This window comes from Pseudomonas sp. Sample_11, assembly GCF_004307505.1.
GTDB classification, from domain to species: Bacteria; Pseudomonadota; Gammaproteobacteria; order Pseudomonadales; family Pseudomonadaceae; genus Aquipseudomonas; species Aquipseudomonas atacamensis.
On record NZ_RCOD01000049.1, the window covers coordinates 306,268 to 328,658 of the forward strand.

Below are 22,391 nucleotides of genomic sequence, written 5' to 3' on the forward strand. Positions count from 1 at the left end.
GAGGCTTACTCGGACGCCACGGCGTTCTTCGCCAGAATCGCGTTCGCCAGTTCCATGTCCGAAGCCTGCAGGCCAGGGTTGTCGGCGCGGACTTTCTGCATGGCTGCTTCCAGGTACGGGCCACGGATGCCGCCGTCGCTGGCGACGAAGCTGCCGGCGTCGTCCTGGGCGGCGACGATCAGCTTGTGATCCTTGAACGTCAGGTAGGTCGAGCCGGTGGTGGCACCGGAGGAGATGACGTTACGCCAAAAGCTGTCCGCCATGGCCGAACCAACGGGAAGCGACAGCAGGGCCAAGGTGGCGACAGCGAGTTTGAGACGCATGATGAGGTGACTCCTGGGATTGACTACGGCGTTGGATAGCCGATCCCCGATCCAGTTCCGTGCTGAATTATTTCAACTCACTTTGCGGTGTCACCCGCAGCACTTCCTCCACCGTGGTCAGCCCCGCCGCAACTTTCTGCGCACCGGACAGGCGCAGGCTGCGCATGCCTTCCTTGAAGGCCTGACGCCTGATCGCGGTGAGGTCGGTATCCGGGGTGATCAGCGCTTTGAGGCTGTCGCTCAGTTGCATGATTTCGTAGACCCCGGCGCGCCCGCGATAGCCGGTGTCGCGGCATTCCAGGCAACCGATCGCCCGTTGCGCATTGCTCGGCAGCGGCGCCTGCCAGGGCCGGGTCAGGGTTTGCCAGTCTTCATCCTCGAGCGTCAGCGGCGCCTTGCAGTGCGGACACAAAGTGCGCACCAGACGCTGAGCCATGACGCCCAATACGGTCGCTTTGATCAGGTAATGCGGCACGCCGAGTTCGAGCAAACGGCTGATGGCGCTCGGCGCATCGTTGGTGTGCAGGGTGGACAACACCAAGTGCCCGGTGAGCGCGGCCTGAATCGCCATTTCCGCAGTTTCCAGATCGCGGATCTCGCCGATCATGATGATGTCCGGGTCCTGTCGCATCAGCGCGCGCACCCCGGCGGCGAAAGTCAGCTCAATGTTGTGCTGCACCTGCATCTGGTTGAAGGCCGGCTCGACCATTTCGATCGGGTCCTCGATGGTGCAGAGGTTGACCTCCGGCGTCGCCAGTTTTTTCAGCGTGGTGTACAGGGTGGTGGTCTTGCCCGAACCGGTCGGCCCGGTGACCAGAATGATGCCGTTGGGCTGGCGGGTCATGTCTTGCCAGCGGCGCAGGTCGTCGGCGCTGAAACCCAACTGATCGAAATTCTTCAGCAGCACTTCGGGGTCGAAAATCCGCATGACCATCTTTTCGCCGAACGCTGTCGGCAAGGTCGACAGACGCAACTCCACTTCGCCGCCGTCCGGGGTCTTGGTCTTGACCCGGCCATCCTGGGGTTTGCGCTTTTCCGCGACGTTCATGCGGCCAAGGCTTTTCAGGCGGCTGACAATCGCCATGGTCACCTGCGGCGGGAATTGATAGACGTTGTGCAACACGCCGTCGATGCGAAAGCGCACGGTGCCGTGCTCACGGCGCGGTTCGATGTGGATATCGCTGGCACGCTGCTGGAAGGCGTACTGGAACAGCCAGTCGACGATGTTGACGATGTGCGCGTCGTTGGCGTCCGGCTCCTGGTCGCTGGCGCCGAGGTTGAGCAGTTGTTCGAAGTTGCCGAGATTGCCGCTCTGGGCGTCGGCATTGCTGGCACCGCTGACCGATTTGGCCAGCCGGAAAAACTCGACGCTGAAGCGCTGGATGTCGACCGGGTTGGCCACGACCCGTTTGATCGGCAGCTTCAATACGTGGGTCAGGTCAGCTTCCCAACCGCTGACGTAGGGCTGAGCGCTGGCCACGGTGACCGAGTCGCGGTCCACGGCGACGGCGAGAATCTTGTGGCGCTGGGCGAAGGCGTAGGACATCAGCGGCGTGATCGCCGCGACATTGATTTTCAGCGGATCAATGCGCAAATACGGCTGACCGGCCTGTTGCGCCAGCCACAGGGTCAGGCTTTCCAGATCCAGATGTTTGCCCGGACGGCTGAGGTCGTCGAGTTGCTGGCTGGCGATGAATTCCAGCGGATGCATCTGCCCGTGAGCCGCATGGCGACGGCGGGCATTGAGCGCCTGTTCCGCCGCGTCCTGGCAGATGAAGCCTTGGGCGACCAGTTCCCGTAATACATCGTTGAGGTCCAGCCAGCGGTCCTGAGTGACAAATTGAACGGACATGCGGCTTTCCTTTTTAAGCGTCATGCGCAAAAGGATAGTCGTGGCCCCGCTGACCGTTGGGCCACTACCCGACGAAGCCGTTGCCGGATTTGTCAGCCGGCCGCCTGGGCGGGCGCCTGCCACGCCGCGTCAGCATTGTGCAGGTGCACCGCGCAGACGCTGATCAGGTTGCGCAGTTTCTCCGCGATCACTTGCGCGCGATGCCAGCTCAGGCCGCTCATGAGCAGATCGATCGACAGCAGATCGTCCTGGCGCTGGACGTTGACCTGCTCCGGGGTCAGAAACTGCAAAGCGAACAGATTCAACACGCGCACCAGCAGATCCGGCTCGGCCTCGGCGAGGATCCGGTATTGCGCCAGGCAGTGGGCGTTGTTGACGTTCCAGACATCGGCGCGGGTGGGGGCGCTGTTCACGGCTTCAAGGTGCGGCATGGCGAGTCTCCAAAATCACTGGAGAAATTTTTACATTCGGTGCGGGGTATTTCTTGGCTATGATCGGCGTCTGAACGGATTTATCGAAAGAGTTGATTCGTGAAAGCTGATCTTTGAGGATTTTTTATGCACAGCGAGCTGGACGCCTACGACCGCAAGATCCTCGCCTTGCTCCAGGAAGACGCTTCGCTGTCGAGCGCGCAGATCGCCGAGCAGGTCGGCTTGTCGCAATCGCCGTGCTGGCGGCGGATTCAGCGGATGAAGGAGGAGGGCATCATTCGCGGCCAGGTGACCTTGCTGGATCGCAAGAAGATCGGCCTGAACACGCAGATCTTTGCCGAGATCAAACTCAACGCTCATGGGCGTTCGAACTTCACTGAATTCACCGAGGCGATTCGCGGCTTTCCGGAAGTGCTGGAGTGTTATGTGCTGATGGGGGCGGTGGATTTCATGCTGCGCATTGTCGCGGCGGATATCGAGGCGTACGAGCGGTTCTTTTTCGAGAAGCTGTCGCTGGTGCCGGGGATACAGGAAGTGAATTCGATCGTGGCGCTGTCGGAGATCAAGTCCACCACCAGCCTGCCGGTCTAGTGCGGATGGCCTTCGTGGCGAGGGGATTTATCCCCGCTGGGCTGCGCAACAGTCCCCGCTTGATCGTTCCCACGCGCAGCAAAGGAATGCAGCCCGGGACGCTCTACGTCCCAAAGCGGACGCAGAGCGTCCATTGAGGCGTTCCCACGCAGAGCGTGGGAACGATCAGGTGGGAAGGTGTTTAGCTGCGCAGGAGGATTTTCCAGGCGCGATTCTGGTACACCGCAATCGCCTGATGCTTGCGTGCATCGAGCAGTTCGTCGGTGATGGTCGGCTCGTTGGCCAGTTGCGCCAGTTTGTTCAGCTCACCGTACAGACGATCCATTTCCGGGATGTCCAGCACGTTGCGCGCATGGTGCAACCAGACCTGAATGCGTTCGATACGCGGCAGTTGCTCAGCGAGGTCTTCCGGTTGCTGCTGATAGCGTTGCAGCTGCAGAGCAGTGGCTTCTTCGCCCAGCAGACGCGGCAACCAGCTGTGCAATTGCGCGTCACCCTGACGGTTGCCACGGGTGTTGCGGTCGGCGGTCCAGGTGCGCGCCAGCAGCCAGCGTGAAGCGTTCAGCGAGAACTGGCCCCAGCGCGGGTCTTCCAGCTCTTCGAGGAACTGCTCAGGCGCGGCCTTGCGCACGTCTTCGTCCTCGATGCCGACCTGCACCAACGGGCGCCAGTCTTCCAGCAAAGCATCGAGGGCCACGCGCAAATCGTGGGTCGACTGACGCGGCGCCGCCTGGCCGAGGCTGCTGAGCAGGGCGCGCATTTCCGCGAGGTTCTCGACCCAGTCCTGCAGCAGACGCCAGTGGCCGTTGAAGCGATATTGTTCGGCCAGACGCTGGCTGCTGCCGAGCAGATGCCAGCTCAACGCGGCGAAGGCGTCGTCGAGACGGGTTTCGCTGGTCAGCTGCGGCGCTGGCAGGCTCAGCGAGTAGCTGTTGGCGTCGTGCAGACGATAACCGCGCTCAGCCTTGCTGATATCGCACGGCATCAGCGCCAGGGTTTCGGCCAGTTCGGCAGCCAGTTCCAGCAGCGCGGCAGGCTCGCCTTCGCGCAGTTCCAGTTCCAGCTCGCAGATTTCTTCCTTCTGCTTGCCGACCACTACGTGACCGAGATCCAACGCGGCTTCGATGACCACTTTGGTCTTGCCACGGCCCCAGGCGATTTCGGCGCGCTCGCGGACGAAATCGGTGGTGAAGATCGGCTTGAGGGTTTTCTTGTCCAGCTCGGCCAGTGCCTCGGGCCAGCATTCGCCGTCGAGTTTTTTTACGTCGAGCTTGGCTTTCGCCAGTTTCCAGTCGTACTCGTTACGCTCGGACAGACCGGCGACGCTCTGGCCACGGGTCTTGAGGGTCTGAATCACTTCGTCACCGTCCTTGCGCAGGCGCAGGGCGACTTTGGCCTGGGCGAGGTCGCGCTCGGGGGTGTCGAAGTACTGGTTCATCAACTCACGGCGTTCCCAGCCACTTTTGTTGCGTTTCTTCAGCAGCGGGTGCTCGCGCAGGGCAGCGAGGGTTTCGCGGCTGACGCGGAGTTTGATTTCAGTTTCTTTTTGCATGGCCGGAACATCCAGAATCGGGAGCGCAGCCGGGGGAATGGGTGGCTGCCAAGGCCGTGCAGTGTACAGGAGTCAAACTTCCTACGCCCTGCGGCGGTTTATTCCGCGCGCCGGATGGTTCTATAGTGGGCCTCAATCCGGGACCTGGAGTCAGTGATGCCATTGCCGTCCATGCAAGACCAGTTCGCCGCGCTGATTGCCGCGCCATCGGTCAGCTGTACCCAACCGAACCTGGACCAGTCCAACCGCGCCGTCATCGATCTGCTGGCGGGCTGGCTCGGTGACCTGGGTTTCAGCTGCGATATCCAGCAGGTCAGCCCCGGCAAATTCAATCTGCTCGCCAGTTTCGGCAGCGGCCCCGGCGGCCTGGTGCTGGCCGGGCACAGCGACACCGTGCCGTACGACGACGCGTTGTGGCAGACCGACCCGCTGAAGCTCACTGAAATCGATGGCCGCTGGGTCGGGCTGGGCAGCTGCGACATGAAGGGTTTCTTCGCGCTGATCATCGAAGCCGTACGGCCGCTGCTCGATCAGCCGTTCAAGCAACCGCTGCTGATCCTCGCCACCTGCGACGAAGAAAGCTCGATGTCCGGCGCCCGCGCGCTGGCCGAGGCCGGGCAACCGCTGGGCCGCGCGGCGGTGATCGGCGAGCCGACCGGGCTCAAGCCGATTCGCATGCACAAAGGCATCATGATGGAGCGCATCGACATCCTCGGGCAGAGTGGCCACTCGTCGGATCCGCGTCTGGGCCACAGCGCCCTTGAAGCGATGCACGATGCCATCGGCGAACTGCGTGGTTTGCGCCTGTTGTGGCAGCGCGAATTCAGCAATCCACAGTTCAGCGTGCCGCAACCGACGATGAACTTCGGCTGCATTCATGGCGGCGACAACCCCAATCGCATCTGCGGCCAGTGCTCGCTGGAGTTCGACCTGCGCCCGCTGCCGGGCATGGACCCGAACCTGCTGCGTGCGGAAATCCTGCGCAAGCTCAACCCGGTGGCCGAGCGGCACAAAGTGAAGATCGACTACAAACCGCTGTTCCCGGAAGTGCCGCCGTTCGAGCAGTCCGAAGATGCCGAACTGGTGCGCATCGCTGAAAAGCTCACCGGCCATCGCGCCGAAGCAGTAGCGTTCGGCACCGAAGCGCCTTATCTTCAGCGCCTCGGCTGCGAAACCATCGTCCTCGGCCCCGGCGACATTGCCTGCGCGCATCAGCCCGGCGAGTACCTTGAAATGTCACGTTTGCAGCCTACCGTGCATCTGATTCGGCAGTTGATTGAACATTACTGCCTGACGACAGACGAACGATGACGGCCCTGTGTGGGAGCGAGCCTGCTCGCGAAAGCGTTTTGTCAGTCGCGATTGATGAACCTGATCCACCGCTTTCGCGAGCAGGCTCGCTCCCACAGGGTTAAATGTCTTGCATCAACCCGGTAAATTGCCTGCACCACAACCCGTATTCATGAGGAGAGCGCGCGTGTCGCCAAGCCTGTTCCGACGATAACCATCAGCCCGCTGTGCGTTTTTCGTTTCGCCCCTTTTTTCGGCTGCTCTTTATTACAGGCCCAGGTTCATGCCCGAATACGTCAATTGGCTTCGCCACGCGTCTCCTTACATCAATGCCCACCGCGATTGCACCTTCGTCGTCATGCTTCCCGGCGACGGCGTCGAGCATCCGAATTTCGGCAATATCGTCCACGACCTGGTCTTGCTGCACAGTCTGGGCGTGCGTCTGGTGCTGGTGCACGGCTCGCGCCCGCAGATCGAAACCCGCCTCGCCGCCCGTGGCCTGACCCCGCATTACCATCACGGCATGCGCATCACCGATGCCGCAACGCTTGAGTGTGTGATCGATGCGGTCGGCCAGTTGCGCATCGCCATCGAAGCGCGGCTGTCGATGGACATGGCCTCGTCGCCGATGCAGGGCTCGCGCCTGCGCGTGGCCAGCGGCAACCTCGTCACCGCGCGGCCGATCGGTGTGCTGGAAGGTGTCGACTATCACCACACCGGTGAAGTGCGTCGGGTTGACCGCAAGGGCATCAATCGCCTGCTCGATGAACGCTCGATCGTATTGCTGTCGCCGCTGGGCTATTCGCCGACCGGCGAAATCTTCAACCTTGCCTGCGAAGACGTCGCCACCCGCGCCGCGATTGATCTGGGCGCGGACAAGCTGCTGTTGTTCGGCGCCGAGCTCGGCCTGATCGACGAAAACGGCAAACTGGTGCGCGAACTGCGCCCGCAACAAGTGCCGGCACATTTGCAGCGTCTGGGCATGAGCAACTATCAAGCGGAGTTGCTCGATGCCGCCGCCGAAGCCTGCCGTGGCGGCGTGGCGCGCAGTCATATCGTCAGTTACGCCGAAGACGGCGCACTGCTGACCGAGCTGTTCACCCGTGACGGTGGCGGTACGCTGGTGGCGCAGGAGCAATTCGAACTGGTGCGCGAGGCGGCGATTGAAGACGTCGGCGGCCTGCTCGACCTGATCAGTCCGCTGGAAGAGCAGGGCATTCTGGTGCGCCGCTCGCGGGAAGTGCTGGAGCGCGAGATCGAGCAGTTCAGCGTGGTCGAGCGCGAAGGCATGATCATCGCCTGTGCGGCGCTGTATCAGATTGCCGATTCCGATGCCGGCGAACTGGCGTGCTTGGCGGTGAATCCGGAGTATCGCCATGGCGGTCGCGGCGATGAATTGCTCGAGCGCATCGAAACCCGCGCGCGGGCGCAGGGTTTGAAAACCCTGTTCGTACTCACCACGCGCACCGCGCACTGGTTCCGCGAGCGCGGGTTCGAGCCAAGCACCGTCGAACGCCTGCCAGCGGCGCGGGCGTCGCTGTACAACTATCAGCGCAATTCGAAGATCTTCGAAAAGACCCTCTGAACAACAGCGAGGTCTGTGGCGAGGGGATTCATCCCCGCTGGACTGCGCAGCAGTCCCCTAGCGTTTCCAAGTGAAAACATAGGTGGTCGCTACGCGACCCAGCGGGGATAAATACCCTCACCACAGGGTTCTGCATTCAGTCAGTGATGAATTTGGCGCTGACGTACGGCGAATAATCAGGCAGCACCGTCTCGACCTTGCCTTGTTCCTTCAGGAATTTCGCCGTTTCGGCAATGGCCTTGGCGGTGCCGCCGTCCAGCAGCGCCGTGGTTTGCTGCGCCTTGGCATCCGGGAACGCCGAACCGGCCAGCAGTTCCGGCACATCTGCTGCGTTGGCACCGGTCAATTTGGCGATTTTCTGCACAGGCACCGAGTCGGCAGTCCAGCTGTCTTTGTGTGCGGCGTAATCAGCGAACGACTCCAGGGTGACCTTGGCAAACTTGGCCACGACCTCGGGATGCTTCTCGGCAAAGTCTTTGCGCGCCACCCAGACTTCGAAAGTCGGCGCACCCCACTGGCCGACCTGGGCGGCGTCGGTCAGGGTCTTGCCGGTCTTGCGGATCTCGCCCAGTGCCGGCGACCAGACAAACGCCCCGTCGATGTCGCCTCGCTTCCAGGCGGCGGCAATCTCGGCCGGTTGCAGATTGACCACTTTGACTTGCGAGGTAGTCAGGCCCCAGTGCTTCAACGCCCCAAGCAGACTGTAGTGCGAGGTCGACACGAACGGTGTGGCGATGGTTTTACCGATCAGGTCCTGCGGTTTGTCGATGCCGCTGCCGTTGCGCACCACCAAGGCTTCGGCGGCATTAATCTGCGCCGAAACGATAAACGCCACGATCGGCAGATTGCGTGAAGCAGCTGCTGCCAGTGGGCTTGAGCCAAGGTTGCCGATCTGCACGTCACCAGAAGCAATGGCAGTGACAACTTCCGGGCCGCTGTTGAAACGACGCCAGTCGATCTTCTCGCCGATGGTTTTTTCATAGACACCATCGGCCTGCGGCACTTTGCTCGGATCGATCCCGGTCTGGTAGCCGACCGTCAGACCGGCGGCATGTGTGGAAAAAGAAAACAGTGCCGACACACAAACTGTAACAAATTGACTTGATAGTGCGCGTTTCGCCATGATGCGTCGCCTTTTCGATGGGATTTGCCGTGTTGGGAGCAAGGCAAAGCTAATCGATCTAAAAAAAGGTCAACAAATACCATTTAGGAATGAGCTTAGGCGCCGATACGCTGTTTCCCGGCGCAAAGGGCCATTAATGGGCCATATGTCCAAATGGTATGAAAAAGGATGAATAAATTCTTTTTGGGATTATCAGGAAGTCTTTACGCTGCAGGGACCCAATCACTGGCGATTAGACGATGGTCGTAGACACACAAGGTTACGATTGACTTGGCAGTCACGGTCTGGCGCTAATCGCGCATCTTAGGATTCAGGGCAAATCGACCCCGAACCAGGAACACAAGAATTAGAACGAGAGGAGCGATACATGAACAAGTCCACCTTGGCCCTGGCTGTGGCCGTTGGGGTTATGGCGCAGCAGGCAGGCGCCGCCGGTTTCATCGAAGACAGCAAGGCTACTCTGGGTCTGCGTAACTTCTATATCAACAACGATAACCGTGATAGCGCTGCCAATAGTCCCGCTAACAAGCGTAACGGTGTGCAGAGCAAGAACGAAGAATGGGGCCAAGGCTTCGATCTGCGCTTCATCTCCGGCTACACCCAAGGCACCGTAGGTTTTGGTATCGATGCTATCGGTCTGCTGGGCGTTCGCCTGGATTCGGGCGGTGGTACCAACGGTGCGACCTCGACTTCGTACGGCGGAACTGTATTCCCAAGCAAATCCAATGGCGAAGCTGTTGATAACTTCTCGAGCCTGGGTCTGACGGCTAAAGCCAAGATTTCCCAGACAGAGCTGAAGCTGGGTACCTTGCAGCCGAAGAACCCGGTCATCGTCACCAACGACGGTCGTCTGCTGCCGCAAACCTGGCAGGGTGGCCAGATTACTTCCGGCGATATCAAGGACCTGACGCTGGTCGGTGGCCAGATCGAGCACGTGAAAGGTCGTAACTCCAGCAACAATGAACAGCTGTCGATCGGTGGCGCAACTGCGCGCACCACAAACAGCAACAAGTTCATCTACGCCGGTGGTGACTATAAAATCACCAAGGATCTGACGGCCCAGTACTACTACGGCAACCTGGAAAACTTCTACAAGCAACACTTCCTGGGTCTGGTGCATAACTGGTCGATTGGCCCAGGTGTGTTGAAGTCCGACTTCCGGTACTTCAATAGCTCCGATGACGGCCGCAATGGCAACGATTCGGACTACTTCAGCAACGGTGCGTACGGCAACAGTACGCTTGGTAACGGCAAAGGTAAGGTCGACAACAACCTGTACAGCGGCTTGTTCCTTTACACCGTTGCCGGTCACACCTTTGGTGGCGGCTATCAGGTGAGCAACGGCAGCAGCGACTTCCCTTGGCTGAACCAGGGTGACGGCTCGTCTAACTACACCATCACCGACATGCAGATCCAGAAGTTCAACCGTGCCGGCGAGCGCACTTGGCAGGCACGCTACTCCTATGATTTCGCCAAAGTTGGCGTGCCAGGCCTGACCGCTGGCATGGTTTATCTGCGCGGCGACAACATTGATACCTACGGTAGTCGTGTGCAAACCTCGAATGGCGCCTCCGAGTGGGAACGCGATTTGACCGTGGCGTACGTTGTTCCGGAAGGTCCGTTGAAGAACGTCGGCTTCATGTGGAAAAACGCTACGTGGCGCAACGACATCGCCGGTCAACGCGACCAGGACGAAAACCGCCTGATCCTCAGCTACTCGATCCCGCTGCTGTAACAGCTCGACCAAGTAACTGAAGCAAAAAAAGCCCCGTCCGGCATCGCGCCGGACGGGGCTTTTGCGTTTCGAGTCAGGCTCACCCCCGTAAGCCCTTCTCGATTTCCCTCTTTGCTGCAACTCAAGGCCTTCTCGAACCTTGCGTTGGATGTTCGTCGCGATGCAGGTCGGTGTCCAATGAACAGATCTTTAATATTCCCTAATCATCTAGATATCTACTTATTTATTCTTTTTCACGCTGATTGATCCCGAGCTACAGTTGTTGTCTCCCATCCCTCATCAGGAGCAGCACCATGAGCCTCAGACTCGGCGACATCGCCCCCGATTTCGAACAAGACTCCAGCGCCGGCAAGATTCGTTTCCACGAATGGCTGGGCGATAGCTGGGGCGTGCTGTTTTCCCATCCGGCGGACTTCACTCCGGTGTGCACCACCGAGCTGGGTTTCACCGCCAAGCTCAAGGATGAATTCAGCCAGCGCGGCGTCAAAGCCATCGCGCTGTCGGTCGACCCGGTGGACTCGCACCACAAGTGGATCGAGGACATCAACGAAACCCAGAACACCATCGTCAACTTCCCGATCCTGGCCGATGCCGATCGCAAGGTCTCCGATCTCTACGACCTGATCCACCCGAACGCCAACGACACCCTGACGGTACGTTCGCTGTTCGTCATTGATCCGAACAAGAAGATCCGCCTGACCATCACCTACCCGGCGAGCACCGGGCGCAACTTTCACGAGATTCTGCGGGTGATCGATTCGCTGCAGCTCACCGACAATTACAAAGTCGCCACCCCGGCCAACTGGCAGGACGGTGAAGAGGTGGTGATCGTGCCGTCGCTCAAGGATGAGGACGAAATCAAGCAGCGCTTCCCCAAAGGCTATCGCGCGGTGAAGCCGTACCTGCGCCTGACGCCGCAGCCGAACAAATAACCTTCCCAATGATCGTTCCCACGCTCCCGCGTGGGAATGCTGCCCGTGACGCTCCGCGTCACAGTGGACGCGGAGCGTCCATGGATTCATTCCCACGCAGAGCGTGGGAACGATCTTCGTGTGACTACAACGCAGGGGAATTTCGGCCGTTCCGACGGCCTTTTTTTCGCCTGGATCTTGCTGGATGGTATATCTCCAAAACGCATAACCAAATGAATAAATATGATTTATGGATATATAAATCAGCTGGTAAGGTCACTGCCATTGAAGCGAGATCGCAGCCTGCGAATCGCCCGTAACGCTTAAAGGAATCTGCAATGCTGGTCGTCTCACTCGGTGGCAGCCCCAGCCTGCGCTCCCGTTCCGGGGTGCTGCTGGAGCGTTCGCAACGCTGGTTGCAACAGCAAGGGGTGGAAGTGGTGAGTTATCAGGTGCGGGACTTCCCGGCCGAGGATCTGCTCCACGCGCGCTTCGACAGCCCGAAGGTCCTCGACCTGCTGCAACAGATAGCAAACGCCGATGGCCTGCTGATCGCCACACCGGTGTACAAGGCCTCGTTTTCCGGTGCGCTGAAGACCCTGCTGGATCTGCTCCCCGAGCGCGCCTTGAACCACAAGATTGTCTTGCCGATGGCCACGGGCGGCAGCATCGCCCACATGCTGGTGGTCGATTACGCGCTCAAGCCTGTGCTGTCGGCACTCAAGGCCCAGGAAATGCTTCAGGGCATTTTCGCCGAGGACAGCCAGATCGCTTATGGCGAAGGCAGTGCCACCGCGCAACTGGCGCCGGCCCTGGAGCAGCGCTTGCACGAGGCCCTGGACCAGTTCATCGGTGCCATGGCGCGCCGGCCGAAACCGCTGGAGCCGGGCCTGCTGAACGAACGTTTGTTGAGTGCTCGCTGGAGCATTTAAGCCTTATCGAAATTTGAAGTACTGGCCTTACTCGCCCGCCAACGGGCAAGCAGGTGCAGCCAAAACCCAACAGCAAAAAGGAGAGCGCTATGCGCACTGTATTTTTGCGTCGTGGTCTGGTCGCTCTGTTTGCTGCGGCTGTCACCTTCGGCGCCATCACCCAAGCTCAAGCCGAGACATTGCGGATCGGTTATCAGAAGTACGGCACACTGGTGCTGCTCAAAGCCAAGGGCACGCTGGAAAAACGCCTCGCCGCGCAAGGCGTCGACGTGCAATGGACTGAGTTTCCCGGCGGCCCGCAGCTGCTCGAAGGCCTCAACGTCGGCTCAATCGACTTTGGTGTGACCGGCGAAACCCCACCGGTTTTCGCTCAAGCTGCCGGCGCTGATCTGCTCTACGTTGCCTACGAACCGCCAGCGCCGAACAGCGAAGCCATCCTCGTGCCGAAAGACTCGCCGATCAAATCGGTGGCCGATCTCAAGGGCAAGAAAGTCGCCCTGAACAAAGGCTCCAACGTGCACTACCTGCTGGTGCGTGCACTGGAAGACGCCGGCCTCAAGTACAGCGATATTCAGACCGTGTTCCTGCCGCCGGCCGATGCCCGCGCTGCGTTCGAACGTGGCAGCGTTGACGCCTGGGTCATCTGGGATCCGTACCAGGCCGCTGCCGAGAAACAACTGCAAGCGCACACCCTGCGTGACGGCAAAGGCATCGTCGACAACCATCAGTTCTACCTCGCGACCAAACCTTACGCGCAGAAAAATCCCGAGGTGATCAAGACCCTCGTCGAAGAAGTGCGCGCGGTGGGTGAATGGTCGCAAGCCAATCCCGAAGACGTGACGCAACAGGTCGCGCCACTGCTTGGCCTGCCGGCGGACATCACCCTGACCTCGGTGAAACGCCAGGGCTACGGTGCGCTGTTCCTGACCCCGGAAGTGGTCGCCGCGCAACAGAAAATCGCCGACACGTTCTTCCAGCTCAAGCTGATTCCCAAGCCGTTGAGCATCAAGGATGTGATCTGGACCCCGCCGGCCGCTGTGGCCCAAAGCTCCCCAGCCCAGTAATTCGAATCCACAAGGAGACCACTCCATGAGCCTCAACATCTTCTGGTTCCTGCCGACCCACGGCGACGGCCATTACCTTGGCACCGCCGAAGGCGCCCGCGCGGTTGATCACGGTTATCTGCAACAGGTCGCGCAAGCGGCGGATCGTCTGGGTTTTGGCGGGGTGCTGATTCCGACCGGGCGTTCCTGCGAAGACTCGTGGCTGGTCGCGGCCTCGCTGATTCCGGTGACCCAGCGTCTGAAATTCCTCGTCGCCCTGCGCCCCGGGATCATTTCCCCGACGGTCGCGGCGCGCCAGGCAGCGACGCTGGATCGTTTGTCCGGCGGGCGTGCGCTGTTCAATCTGGTGACTGGTGGCGACCCGGAAGAACTGGCCGGCGATGGCCTGTTCCTCAACCATGAAGAGCGTTATCAGGCTTCGGTGGAATTCACCCGCATCTGGCGCCGTGTGCTGGAAGGCGAAACCGTCGATTACGACGGCGAGCACATCAGCGTCAAAGGCGCGAAACTGCTGTATCCGCCGATTCAGCAACCGCGTCCGCCGCTGTATTTCGGTGGCTCTTCGGAAGCGGCGCAGGATCTGGCCGCCGAGCAGGTGGAGATGGTCCTGACCTGGGGCGAGCCGCCGGCCGCGGTGGCCGAGAAGATCGCACAAGTCCGGGCCAAAGCCGCCAAGCTCGGCCGCAGCGTGCGCTTCGGTATTCGTCTGCATGTGATCGTCCGTGAAACCAACGCCGAAGCCTGGCAGGCAGCGGACCGGCTGATCTCGCATCTGGACGACGACACCATCCAACGTGCGCAGGCTTCGCTGGCGCGCTTCGATTCGGTCGGCCAGCAACGCATGGCCGCGCTGCACGGCGGCAGCCGCGACAACCTTGAAGTCAGCCCGAACCTCTGGGCCGGAGTGGGTCTGGTGCGCGGCGGTGCCGGTACGGCGCTGGTCGGCGATGGCCCGACTGTGGCGGCGCGGGTCAAGGAATACGCCGATCTTGGCATCGACACCTTCATCTTCTCCGGTTATCCACACCTCGAAGAGTCGTATCGCGTGGCCGAGTTGCTGTTCCCACACCTCGACGTCGAACGCCCGGAACTGCCGAAGAGCGCCGGTTATGTCAGCCCGTTCGGCGAGATGGTCGCTAACGACATCCTGCCCAAAGCCGCATCGCAGAGCTGAGGCGCGGCCATGAAGAAAATTATCCACAGCCTCGCGCCCTGGGCGTTGCCGGTGTTGCTGCTGGCGGTGTGGCAGTTGTCGGTGTCGGCGGGCTGGTTGTCGACACGGATTCTGCCGGCACCGGTGACGGTGATCGAAGCCGGCGTCAGTCTGGTGCGCAGCGGCGAGATCTGGACACACCTGGCAATCAGCGGCTGGCGCGCGGCACTCGGTTTTACCATCGGCGGCAGCATCGGCCTGGTGCTGGGCTTCATCACCGGCCTGTCGAAATGGGGCGAGCGCCTGCTCGACAGCTCGGTGCAGATGATCCGCAACGTGCCGCACTTGGCGCTGATTCCGCTGGTGATCCTGTGGTTCGGCATCGACGAGTCAGCGAAGATTTTCCTTGTGGCGCTGGGCACCTTGTTCCCGATTTACCTCAACACTTACCACGGCATCCGCAACGTCGACCCGGCGCTGGTGGAGATGGCGCGCAGTTATGGTCTGAGCGGTTTCAGTCTGTTCTGGCAGGTGATTCTGCCGGGTGCTTTGCCGTCGATTCTGGTTGGCGTGCGCTTCGCTTTGGGCTTCATGTGGCTGACCCTGATCGTCGCTGAAACCATCTCGGCCAGCTCCGGTATCGGCTATCTGGCGATGAACGCCCGCGAGTTCCTGCAGACCGATGTGGTGGTGCTGGCGATCCTGCTTTACGCGGTGCTCGGCAAACTTGCCGACCTCGCCGCCCGTGGACTTGAGCGTGTGTGGCTGCGCTGGCACCCGGCCTATCAGGTTGCCAAGGGAGGTGCGGCATGACTGCTCAACAACCTCCACGCCTGCTGCGCGGGATTCCGCTGGCGGTGCGCAACCTGCAGAAAACCTTCGGCGCGCGGCAGGTGCTGCGCGACATCGATCTGCACATTCCGGCGGGGCAATTTGTCGCCGTGGTCGGGCGCAGCGGTTGTGGCAAGAGCACGTTCTTGCGCTTGCTCGCCGGCCTCGATCAACCGACTGGCGGCGAGCTGCTGGCCGGCTCCGCGCCGCTCAGCCAGGCGCGCGACGATACGCGGCTGATGTTCCAGGAAGCGCGGCTGCTGCCGTGGAAAAGGATCATCGACAACGTCGGTCTCGGCCTCAAGGGCAACTGGCGCCAGCAAGCGCTGGATGCACTGGAAGCCGTGGGTCTGGCTGATCGCGCCAATGAGTGGCCGGCGGCATTGTCCGGTGGCCAGAAGCAGCGCGTAGCGCTGGCCCGGGCGCTGATTCACCAGCCGCGTCTGCTGCTGCTCGACGAACCGCTTGGCGCACTGGATGCCCTGACCCGCATCGAGATGCAGCAACTGATCGAACGGCTCTGGCAGCAACACGGTTTTACCGTGCTGCTGGTGACCCATGACGTCAGTGAAGCGGTGGCGATTGCCGATCGGGTGATCCTCATCGAGGACGGCGAAGTTGGCCTCGACCTGCACGTCGAACTGCCGCGCCCCAGGGTGCGTGGCTCGCATCGCCTCGCCGCACTGGAAACCGAAGTGCTCAACCGTGTTCTGTCCCTGCCCGGCGAACCGCCGGCGCCGGAACCCGTTTCACCCCTGCCTACGCAATTGCGCTGGGCGCAATGAAGCAGCTGCCAGCTTCAAGCTACAAGCCGCAAGAACAAGCCTGGTGCTTTTACTTGCAGCTTATAGCTTGCCGCTTGCAGCTCATTTCGATCCTAGGAGAAATGCCATGACTATCAAAGCCATCAACGTGCGCAACCAGTTCAAAGGCTCGATCAAGGAAATCGTCCTCGGCGACGTGCTGTCGGAAATCGACGTGCAGACCGCTTCGGGCATCGTCACTTCGGTGATCACTACCCGCTCTGTGAAAGAGCTGGAGCTGGTGGTCGGCAGCGAAGTGATCGCCTTTGTGAAATCCACCGAGGTATCGATCGCCAAGTTGTAAGCCGGTGAACAAAAAACAACCCCGGAGGGTGTGAGCCCTGCGGGGTTTTTTGTGCCTGTCGCGGATTCGGCGGCGCGGCTTTCGCTAGAGATTTCTTTTGGGTAAATATGGCGGAAGGTACAACCCGATATAGGCATCAAACACCCGCATTCCTTCTTCGGCCATGCGTGGAGTGATCTGCCCGTGCTGCTGCACCGAACGTGCATAAACCCGGTCGCCCAGTTCCATCGCCAGGGCAAACACATCGACATCGTCCGGCAGCCTTGGCAACTCGAAATGCTGGTCGAACAGCTTGTGCATCAGGTCGCCCAGTTCCAGATCGTGCTGGCGGTCGGCCTGGGTCACTTCGGTCAGGCCGTGTTGCGCCAGGATCAATTGCCGTGCAGCCGCATCCTGGTCGTAAATCTCCAGCATGCGCTGTTCGACCAGTCGCGACAGGTCACGCCAGTCACGCAACGCATCGTGATCGATCGGCGCTTGCAGGCACGCACGAAAGGCTGCGTGGACATCGGCGGTCAGTGCTTCGAGCAACGCCGGCACGCTGGCGAAGAAGTGATACACGGAGGAGGGCGGAATCTGCGCGCGCTCGGCGACGCTGTAGATCGACAGACTCGCCACGCCCTCGGCCGCCAGCAGCGTGCGCGCGGCATCGAGGATCGAATCGATCCGCGCCTGACTGCGGGCACGGGGTTTGCGGACGGTGGCGGGTCGCGTCATGGAAGTCTCCTGCGGGGCAGCGGGCATTGTACGAGGCGCTTCAGGTGTTGTCTGCCGGTACCCTGTGGCGAGGGGATTTAGCGAAACGTCGCACCGCCCCGTTCGGCTGCGCAGCAGTCGTAAACCCTGAGAGCCGGGTATTCCTGACGCACCGAGTGGGATGGATTTGGGGCTGCTTCGCAACCCAACGGGATAAATCCCCTCGCCACAGGTTTTGTGTTCGGCCATAAAAAAACGCCGCTGGCTGAATCAGCCAACGGCGTTTTTTCCTGAAGCTACAATCGCTTAAACGGTATGCAGATACCAGTTGTACTCAAGGTCGGAGATGGAGTGTTCGAACTCCTCCAGCTCGCTTTCCTTGCAGGCGACGAAGATATCGATGTACTTCGGATCGATGTACTTGGCCATCACCTCGCTGTCGTCCAGCTCGCGCAGGGCATCGCGCAAGTTGTTCGGCAGGCTCTGTTCGTTCTGTTCGTAGCTGTTGCCTTCGACAGGCGCGCCCGGTTCGATCTTGTTGACCAGGCCGTGGTGCACGCCGGCCAGTACCGAAGCCATCAGCAGGTACGGGTTGGCGTCGGCGCCGGCCACGCGGTGCTCAATACGTACGGCATCGGCAGAGCCGGTCGGTACGCGGATCGCCACGGTGCGGTTGTCCAGGCCCCAGCACGGCGAGTTCGGTACGTAGAACTGCGCGCCGAAGCGACGGTAGGAGTTGACGTTCGGGCAGAGGAAAGCCATCTGCGCCGGCAGGGTCTCGAGCACACCGCCGATCGCGTGACGCAGCGCGGCGTTCTGCTCGGGATCCTCGCTGGCAAAAATGTTTTTGCCGGCTTTGTCCAGAATCGATATGTGTACGTGCAGACCATTGCCCGCCTGGCCTGGATACGGCTTGGCCATGAAGGTGGTGTCCATTTCATGGTCGTAGGCGATGTTCTTGATCAGACGCTTGAGCAGGACGGCGTAGTCGCAGGCCTTGATCGGGTCGGCGACGTGGTGCAGGTTCACTTCGAACTGCGCCGGGGCACTTTCCTTGACGATCGCATCGGCCGGGATGCCTTGCTCTTTGGCACCTTCCAGAATGTCCTGGAGGCAGTCGACGTATTCGTCGAGGTCGTCGATCAGGTAGACCTGCGTCGAGTGCGGGCGTTTGCCGGAGATCGGCGAGCGTGGCGGCTGTGGACGGCCGTTCACGTTTTCCTGGTCGATCAGGTAGAACTCGAGTTCGAAGGCGGCGCATATGGTCAGGCCGAGCTCGTCGAACTTGGTCACCACCTGGCGCAGCACTTCACGGGGATCGGCGAAGAACGGATCGCCTTCGAGTTCGTGCATGGTCATCAACAGCTGCGCGGTCGGGCGCTTCTGCCATGGCTCGTTGCACAGGGTATCGGGGATTGGATAGCAGATTCGATCGGCGTCGCCGATGTCCAGGCCCAGGCCGGTGCTTTCCACCGTGGAGCCATTGATATCCAGAGCAAATAGAGAGGCCGGCAGGTTGATGCCTTTCTCGTAAACCTTGTGGAGGCTGGTGCGTTCGATGCGCTTGCCGCGCACCACACCATTCATATCCGCAATCAGAAGGTCAACGTACAGAACCTCAGGATGTTCCTTAAGGAACGCGTTCGCTTCGTTAAGCTGAACGGCACGCGGGGGTACCGACATGATGCAACACCTTTGTTGTTAAAAATATCAATCATTGATCTTTTCTGGTTTCAGTCAACCCGAACGGCCTGCCGAAGTCAAGCGAGGCCTTTTTTGCCCCGAAAAAGCGCTTGAAGGGCATTTATGGGGCACTTTGGGGCGTTTTTTCAAACCTTGAACGTTGCTCGGCTGCGGGCTTGAGCAGGCCGTGTTGTATTTTTTACGGGGGTGTTGTGTAAAAAAATGAACAAGGCTAAGCTCCGGTCAAACCCATAACAGCAATAATACCGGGGTGCTTCATGTCTCGCCTGCCGTTAATCGGCATCACCGACTGCTCGCAACAGTCCGGTCTGCATGCTCATCACATCAGTGGCGATCAATCCGTCCGTAGCGCAGCCAGCAAGGCGCGCAGCCTGTTGACGACACGCTCGCCAACATCCGGCAACACGGCAGCGTCCGATATTCTGGACGTCGGGCACAGCATCCGCTTTATGGCGTCTCCTTTCACTATAGAACTCTTTCCCTCCCAAAGCCCGTGCCGCACTCAGCGTCATGCTTGTGATTCTGCACGTTTGCAAAGTGCACGGGAAATGCAACGCCAGCGTCAAGGGCAGGTAAGCTCCTCTTTCATTGTCTATGCGCGGTGCCAGGCGTAAGCCGGCACTGCGCGAGCAAGCCCCCTTTAACGCGACGCCGCAAGCGTCAAAATTGCCTGACATCGCGTCAGGAGACTCAGCCCAGAGGCATTTATGAGTAACAACCTCGACCAGCTCACCGATTGGTTGAAAGACCGCAAGATCACAGAAGTCGAATGCATGATCGGCGACTTGACCGGTATTACCCGGGGCAAGATTTCGCCGACCAACAAGTTCATCGCCGAGAAAGGCATGCGTCTGCCCGAGAGCGTGCTGCTGCAGACCGTGACCGGCGACTACGTCGAAGACGACATCTATTACGAACTGCTCGACCCGGCCGACATCGACATGATCTGCCGGCCCGACCAGAACGCCGTGTACCTGGTGCCGTGGGCGATCGAGCCGACCGCGCAGGTGATCCACGACACCTACGACAAGCAAGGCAACCCGATCGAGCTGTCGCCACGCAACGTCCTCAAGAAAGTCTTGAAGCTGTATGCCGACAAGGGCTGGCAGCCGATCGTGGCGCCGGAAATGGAGTTCTACCTGACCAAGCGCAGCGACGACCCCGACTATCCGTTGCAGCCGCCGATCGGCCGCTCGGGCCGTCCGGAAATCGGTCGGCAGTCGTTCTCCATTGAAGCGGCCAACGAGTTCGACCCGCTGTTCGAAGACGTCTACGACTGGTGCGAATTGCAGGAGTTGGACCTCGACACGCTGATCCACGAAGACGGCACCGCGCAGATGGAAATCAACTTCCGTCACGGTGACGCCCTGTCGCTGGCCGATCAGATTCTGGTATTCAAGCGCACCATGCGCGAAGCCGCGCTCAAGCACGACGTGGCGGCGACGTTCATGGCCAAGCCGATGACCGGCGAGCCGGGCAGCGCCATGCACCTGCACCAGAGCATCATCGACATTCAGACCGGCAAGAACGTCTTCTCCAACGAAGACGGGACGATGAGCCAGTTGTTCCTGCACCACATCGGTGGGTTGCAGAAGCTGATCCCCGAGCTGTTGCCGCTGTTCGCGCCGAACGTCAACTCGTTCCGCCGCTTCCTCCCGGACACTTCGGCACCGGTGAACGTCGAGTGGGGCGAAGAGAACCGTACCGTCGGCCTGCGCGTACCGGATGCCGGCCCGCAGAACCGCCGCGTGGAAAACCGTCTGCCGGGCGCCGATGCCAACCCGTACCTGGCGATCGCCGCGAGCCTGCTCTGCGGTTACATCGGCATGGTCGAGGGCCTGAACCCGAGCGCGCCAGTGGTCGGCCGTGGTTACGAGCGCCGCAACCTGCGCCTGCCGCTGACCATCGAAGACGCGCTGGAGCGTATGGAAAACAGCGCGACCATCGAGAAGTATCTCGGCAAGACCTTCATCACCGGCTACGTCGCGGTCAAGCGGGCCGAGCATGAAAACTTCAAGCGCGTGATCAGTTCCTGGGAGCGTGAGTACCTGCTCTTCGCCGTCTGATGCGCCGGGCGCGGCGGCCAGCCGTCGCGCCTTCACCGATAACAAGGAGAATTGGCATGACCAGCAACAACCCGCAAACCCGTGAGTGGCAAGCGCTGAGCAGCGATCACCACCTGGCCCCGTTCAGCGACTTCAAGCAACTGAAAGAAAAGGGTCCGCGGATCATCACCAACGCCAAGGGCGTTTATCTGTGGGACAGCGAAGGCAACAAGATCCTCGACGGCATGGCCGGCCTCTGGTGCGTGGCGATCGGTTACGGTCGCGATGAACTGGCCGATGCCGCCGCCAAACAGATGCGCGAACTGCCGTACTACAACCTGTTCTTCCAGACCGCACACCCGCCGGCACTGGAACTGGCCAAGGCGATTGCCGACGTGGCGCCAGAAGGCATGAACCACGTGTTCTTCACCGGTTCCGGCTCCGAAGGCAACGACACCATGTTGCGCATGGTCCGTCACTACTGGGCGATCAAAGGCCAGCCGAACAAGAAAGTCATCATCAGCCGCAAGAACGGTTATCACGGTTCTACCGTGGCCGGCGCGAGCCTCGGCGGCATGACCTATATGCACGAGCAGGGCGACCTGCCGATTCCGGGCATCGTTCACATCGCGCAGCCGTACTGGTTCGCCGAAGGCGGTGACATGTCGCCGGAAGAGTTCGGCATCTGGGCGGCCAATCAGCTCGAAGAAAAGATTCTCGAGGTCGGCGTCGACAACGTCGGTGCCTTTATTGCCGAGCCGATCCAGGGTGCCGGCGGCGTGATCATTCCGCCTGATACCTACTGGCCGCGCATCAAGGAAATCCTCGCCAAGTACGACATCCTCTTTGTTGCCGACGAAGTGATCTGCGGCTTCGGCCGTACCGGTGAGTGGTTCGGTAGCGATTTCTACGACCTCAAGCCGCACATGATGACCATCGCCAAAGGCCTGACCTCCGGCTACATCCCGATGGGCGGGTTGATCGTGCGTGATTCGGTGGTGGCCGTGCTCAATGAAGGCGGCGATTTCAACCACGGCTTCACTTACTCCGGGCACCCGGTGGCAGCAGCGGTGGGCCTGGAAAACATCCGCATCCTGCGCGACGAAAAAATTATCGAGAACGCCCACAACGAAACGGCACCGTATTTGCAGAAACGTCTGCGCGAGCTGAACGATCACCCGTTGGTGGGTGAAGTTCGCGGCGTCGGTCTGCTGGGGGCGATCGAGCTGGTGCAGGACAAGGCCACGCGCAAGCGTTACGAAGGCAAGGGCGTGGGCATGATCTGCCGGCAGTTCTGCTTCGACAACGGCCTGATCATGCGCGCGGTGGGCGACACCATGATCATCGCGCCGCCGCTGGTGATCAGCAAAGCCGAGATCGATGAGCTGGTTACAAAAGCACGCAAGTGTCTGGACCTGACCCTCGGTGCGCTACAGGCCTAGGTGCTAGGCTTTGGGCGGGGGAGC

General features: G+C 60.6%; 20 protein-coding genes and 1 pseudogene. 14 read left to right on the forward strand and 7 right to left on the reverse strand.

The genetic code is table 11. The annotated features are described in order from the left end of the window. Positions 1–5: 5 nt before the first annotated feature. From D8U60_RS14155 to D8U60_RS14165, 3 genes are all read right to left on the reverse strand, one after another. Positions 6–326, reverse strand: coding sequence for a DUF2388 domain-containing protein (locus tag D8U60_RS14155; RefSeq protein ID WP_172667868.1), 321 nt, complete (start codon positions 324–326; stop codon positions 6–8). Positions 327–390: 64 nt separating this feature from the next. Then, complete coding sequence (locus tag D8U60_RS14160) at positions 391–2,175, reverse strand: GspE/PulE family protein (RefSeq protein WP_122506176.1); 1,785 nt, start codon at positions 2,173–2,175, stop codon at positions 391–393. A 92-nt stretch (positions 2,176–2,267) separates the two neighbouring features. Further along, on the reverse strand, positions 2,268–2,606 hold the full coding sequence (locus D8U60_RS14165; protein WP_130900330.1) for a hypothetical protein: 339 nt from the start codon (positions 2,604–2,606) through the stop codon (positions 2,268–2,270). A gap of 126 nt (positions 2,607–2,732) precedes the next feature. Here D8U60_RS14165 and D8U60_RS14170 point away from each other — a divergent pair, with 126 nt between their 5' ends. Then, positions 2,733–3,197 carry an Lrp/AsnC family transcriptional regulator gene (locus D8U60_RS14170; protein WP_024014730.1) on the forward strand — a complete coding sequence of 155 codons (465 nt, stop codon included), beginning with the start codon at positions 2,733–2,735 and terminating at the stop codon, positions 3,195–3,197. A gap of 181 nt (positions 3,198–3,378) precedes the next feature. Here the strand turns inward: D8U60_RS14170 and D8U60_RS14175 are convergent, their stop codons facing one another. Then, on the reverse strand, positions 3,379–4,749 hold the full coding sequence (locus D8U60_RS14175) for a CYTH domain-containing protein (protein WP_110599916.1): 1,371 nt from the start codon (positions 4,747–4,749) through the stop codon (positions 3,379–3,381). Positions 4,750–4,905: 156 nt separating this feature from the next. Here D8U60_RS14175 and argE point away from each other — a divergent pair, with 156 nt between their 5' ends. Further along, positions 4,906–6,060 (forward strand): acetylornithine deacetylase, encoded by a 1,155-nt coding sequence (gene argE / locus D8U60_RS14180; protein ID WP_130900331.1) that lies wholly within the window; start codon positions 4,906–4,908, stop codon positions 6,058–6,060. A 262-nt stretch (positions 6,061–6,322) separates the two neighbouring features. Further along, entirely contained in the window at positions 6,323–7,624 is a 1,302-nt protein-coding gene (gene argA / locus D8U60_RS14185; RefSeq protein WP_130900332.1) for an amino-acid N-acetyltransferase, read from the forward strand. 136 nt (positions 7,625–7,760) lie between these two features. Here argA and tauA read toward each other — a convergent pair whose 3' ends face one another. Further along, positions 7,761–8,750: a taurine ABC transporter substrate-binding protein gene (tauA, locus tag D8U60_RS14190; RefSeq protein ID WP_130900358.1), complete on the reverse strand. Its 990-nt coding sequence runs from the start codon at positions 8,748–8,750 to the stop codon at positions 7,761–7,763. A 364-nt stretch (positions 8,751–9,114) separates the two neighbouring features. Here tauA and D8U60_RS14195 point away from each other — a divergent pair, with 364 nt between their 5' ends. The 8 genes from D8U60_RS14195 (at position 9,115) to D8U60_RS14230 (ending at position 16,480) form a co-directional block, all read left to right on the forward strand. Continuing rightward, the gene (locus D8U60_RS14195; RefSeq protein WP_130900333.1) at positions 9,115–10,482 is read left to right on the forward strand and encodes an OprD family porin; all 1,368 of its coding nucleotides are present in this window, start codon (positions 9,115–9,117) and stop codon (positions 10,480–10,482) included. A gap of 293 nt (positions 10,483–10,775) precedes the next feature. Then, positions 10,776–11,414, forward strand: coding sequence for a peroxiredoxin (locus tag D8U60_RS14200; RefSeq protein ID WP_024014725.1), 639 nt, complete (start codon positions 10,776–10,778; stop codon positions 11,412–11,414). A gap of 317 nt (positions 11,415–11,731) precedes the next feature. Then, positions 11,732–12,325: an NADPH-dependent FMN reductase gene (gene ssuE, locus D8U60_RS14205; protein ID WP_130900334.1), complete on the forward strand. Its 594-nt coding sequence runs from the start codon at positions 11,732–11,734 to the stop codon at positions 12,323–12,325. Between the two features lie 89 nt (positions 12,326–12,414). Next, positions 12,415–13,389, forward strand: a complete 975-nt coding sequence (locus D8U60_RS14210) for a sulfonate ABC transporter substrate-binding protein (RefSeq protein WP_071172169.1) — start codon at positions 12,415–12,417, stop codon at positions 13,387–13,389. Positions 13,390–13,414: 25 nt separating this feature from the next. Beyond that, complete coding sequence (ssuD, locus tag D8U60_RS14215; RefSeq protein ID WP_122612326.1) at positions 13,415–14,563, forward strand: FMNH2-dependent alkanesulfonate monooxygenase; 1,149 nt, start codon at positions 13,415–13,417, stop codon at positions 14,561–14,563. Positions 14,564–14,572: 9 nt separating this feature from the next. Continuing rightward, positions 14,573–15,355 carry an aliphatic sulfonate ABC transporter permease SsuC gene (ssuC, locus tag D8U60_RS14220; RefSeq protein WP_130900335.1) on the forward strand — a complete coding sequence of 261 codons (783 nt, stop codon included), beginning with the start codon at positions 14,573–14,575 and terminating at the stop codon, positions 15,353–15,355. Further along, the gene (ssuB, locus tag D8U60_RS14225; protein WP_016772655.1) at positions 15,352–16,158 is read left to right on the forward strand and encodes an aliphatic sulfonates ABC transporter ATP-binding protein; all 807 of its coding nucleotides are present in this window, start codon (positions 15,352–15,354) and stop codon (positions 16,156–16,158) included. The genes ssuC and ssuB overlap by 4 nt, the downstream gene beginning before the upstream one ends. A gap of 106 nt (positions 16,159–16,264) precedes the next feature. Further along, positions 16,265–16,480 carry a TOBE domain-containing protein gene (locus D8U60_RS14230; protein WP_003229256.1) on the forward strand — a complete coding sequence of 72 codons (216 nt, stop codon included), beginning with the start codon at positions 16,265–16,267 and terminating at the stop codon, positions 16,478–16,480. Positions 16,481–16,564: 84 nt separating this feature from the next. Here the strand turns inward: D8U60_RS14230 and D8U60_RS14235 are convergent, their stop codons facing one another. Together D8U60_RS14235 and D8U60_RS14240 are read right to left on the reverse strand one after the other, a co-directional pair. Next, entirely contained in the window at positions 16,565–17,197 is a 633-nt protein-coding gene (locus D8U60_RS14235; protein WP_095181294.1) for a TetR/AcrR family transcriptional regulator, read from the reverse strand. A 285-nt stretch (positions 17,198–17,482) separates the two neighbouring features. Continuing rightward, positions 17,483–18,859 carry a glutamine synthetase family protein gene (locus D8U60_RS14240; RefSeq protein ID WP_016772657.1) on the reverse strand — a complete coding sequence of 459 codons (1,377 nt, stop codon included), beginning with the start codon at positions 18,857–18,859 and terminating at the stop codon, positions 17,483–17,485. Between the two features lie 278 nt (positions 18,860–19,137). Between D8U60_RS14240 and D8U60_RS27895 the strand changes: the two are divergent. The 3 genes and pseudogenes from D8U60_RS27895 to D8U60_RS14255 all read left to right on the forward strand — a co-directional run. Further along, positions 19,138–19,254, forward strand: a pseudogene (locus D8U60_RS27895) (gamma-glutamyl-gamma-aminobutyrate hydrolase family protein); the annotation flags it as partial. Positions 19,255–19,587: 333 nt separating this feature from the next. After that, the gene (locus D8U60_RS14250) at positions 19,588–20,946 is read left to right on the forward strand and encodes a glutamine synthetase family protein (RefSeq protein WP_016772658.1); all 1,359 of its coding nucleotides are present in this window, start codon (positions 19,588–19,590) and stop codon (positions 20,944–20,946) included. 56 nt (positions 20,947–21,002) lie between these two features. Continuing rightward, complete coding sequence (locus tag D8U60_RS14255) at positions 21,003–22,367, forward strand: aspartate aminotransferase family protein (protein WP_016772659.1); 1,365 nt, start codon at positions 21,003–21,005, stop codon at positions 22,365–22,367. The last annotated feature ends 24 nt before the right edge of the window (positions 22,368–22,391 follow it).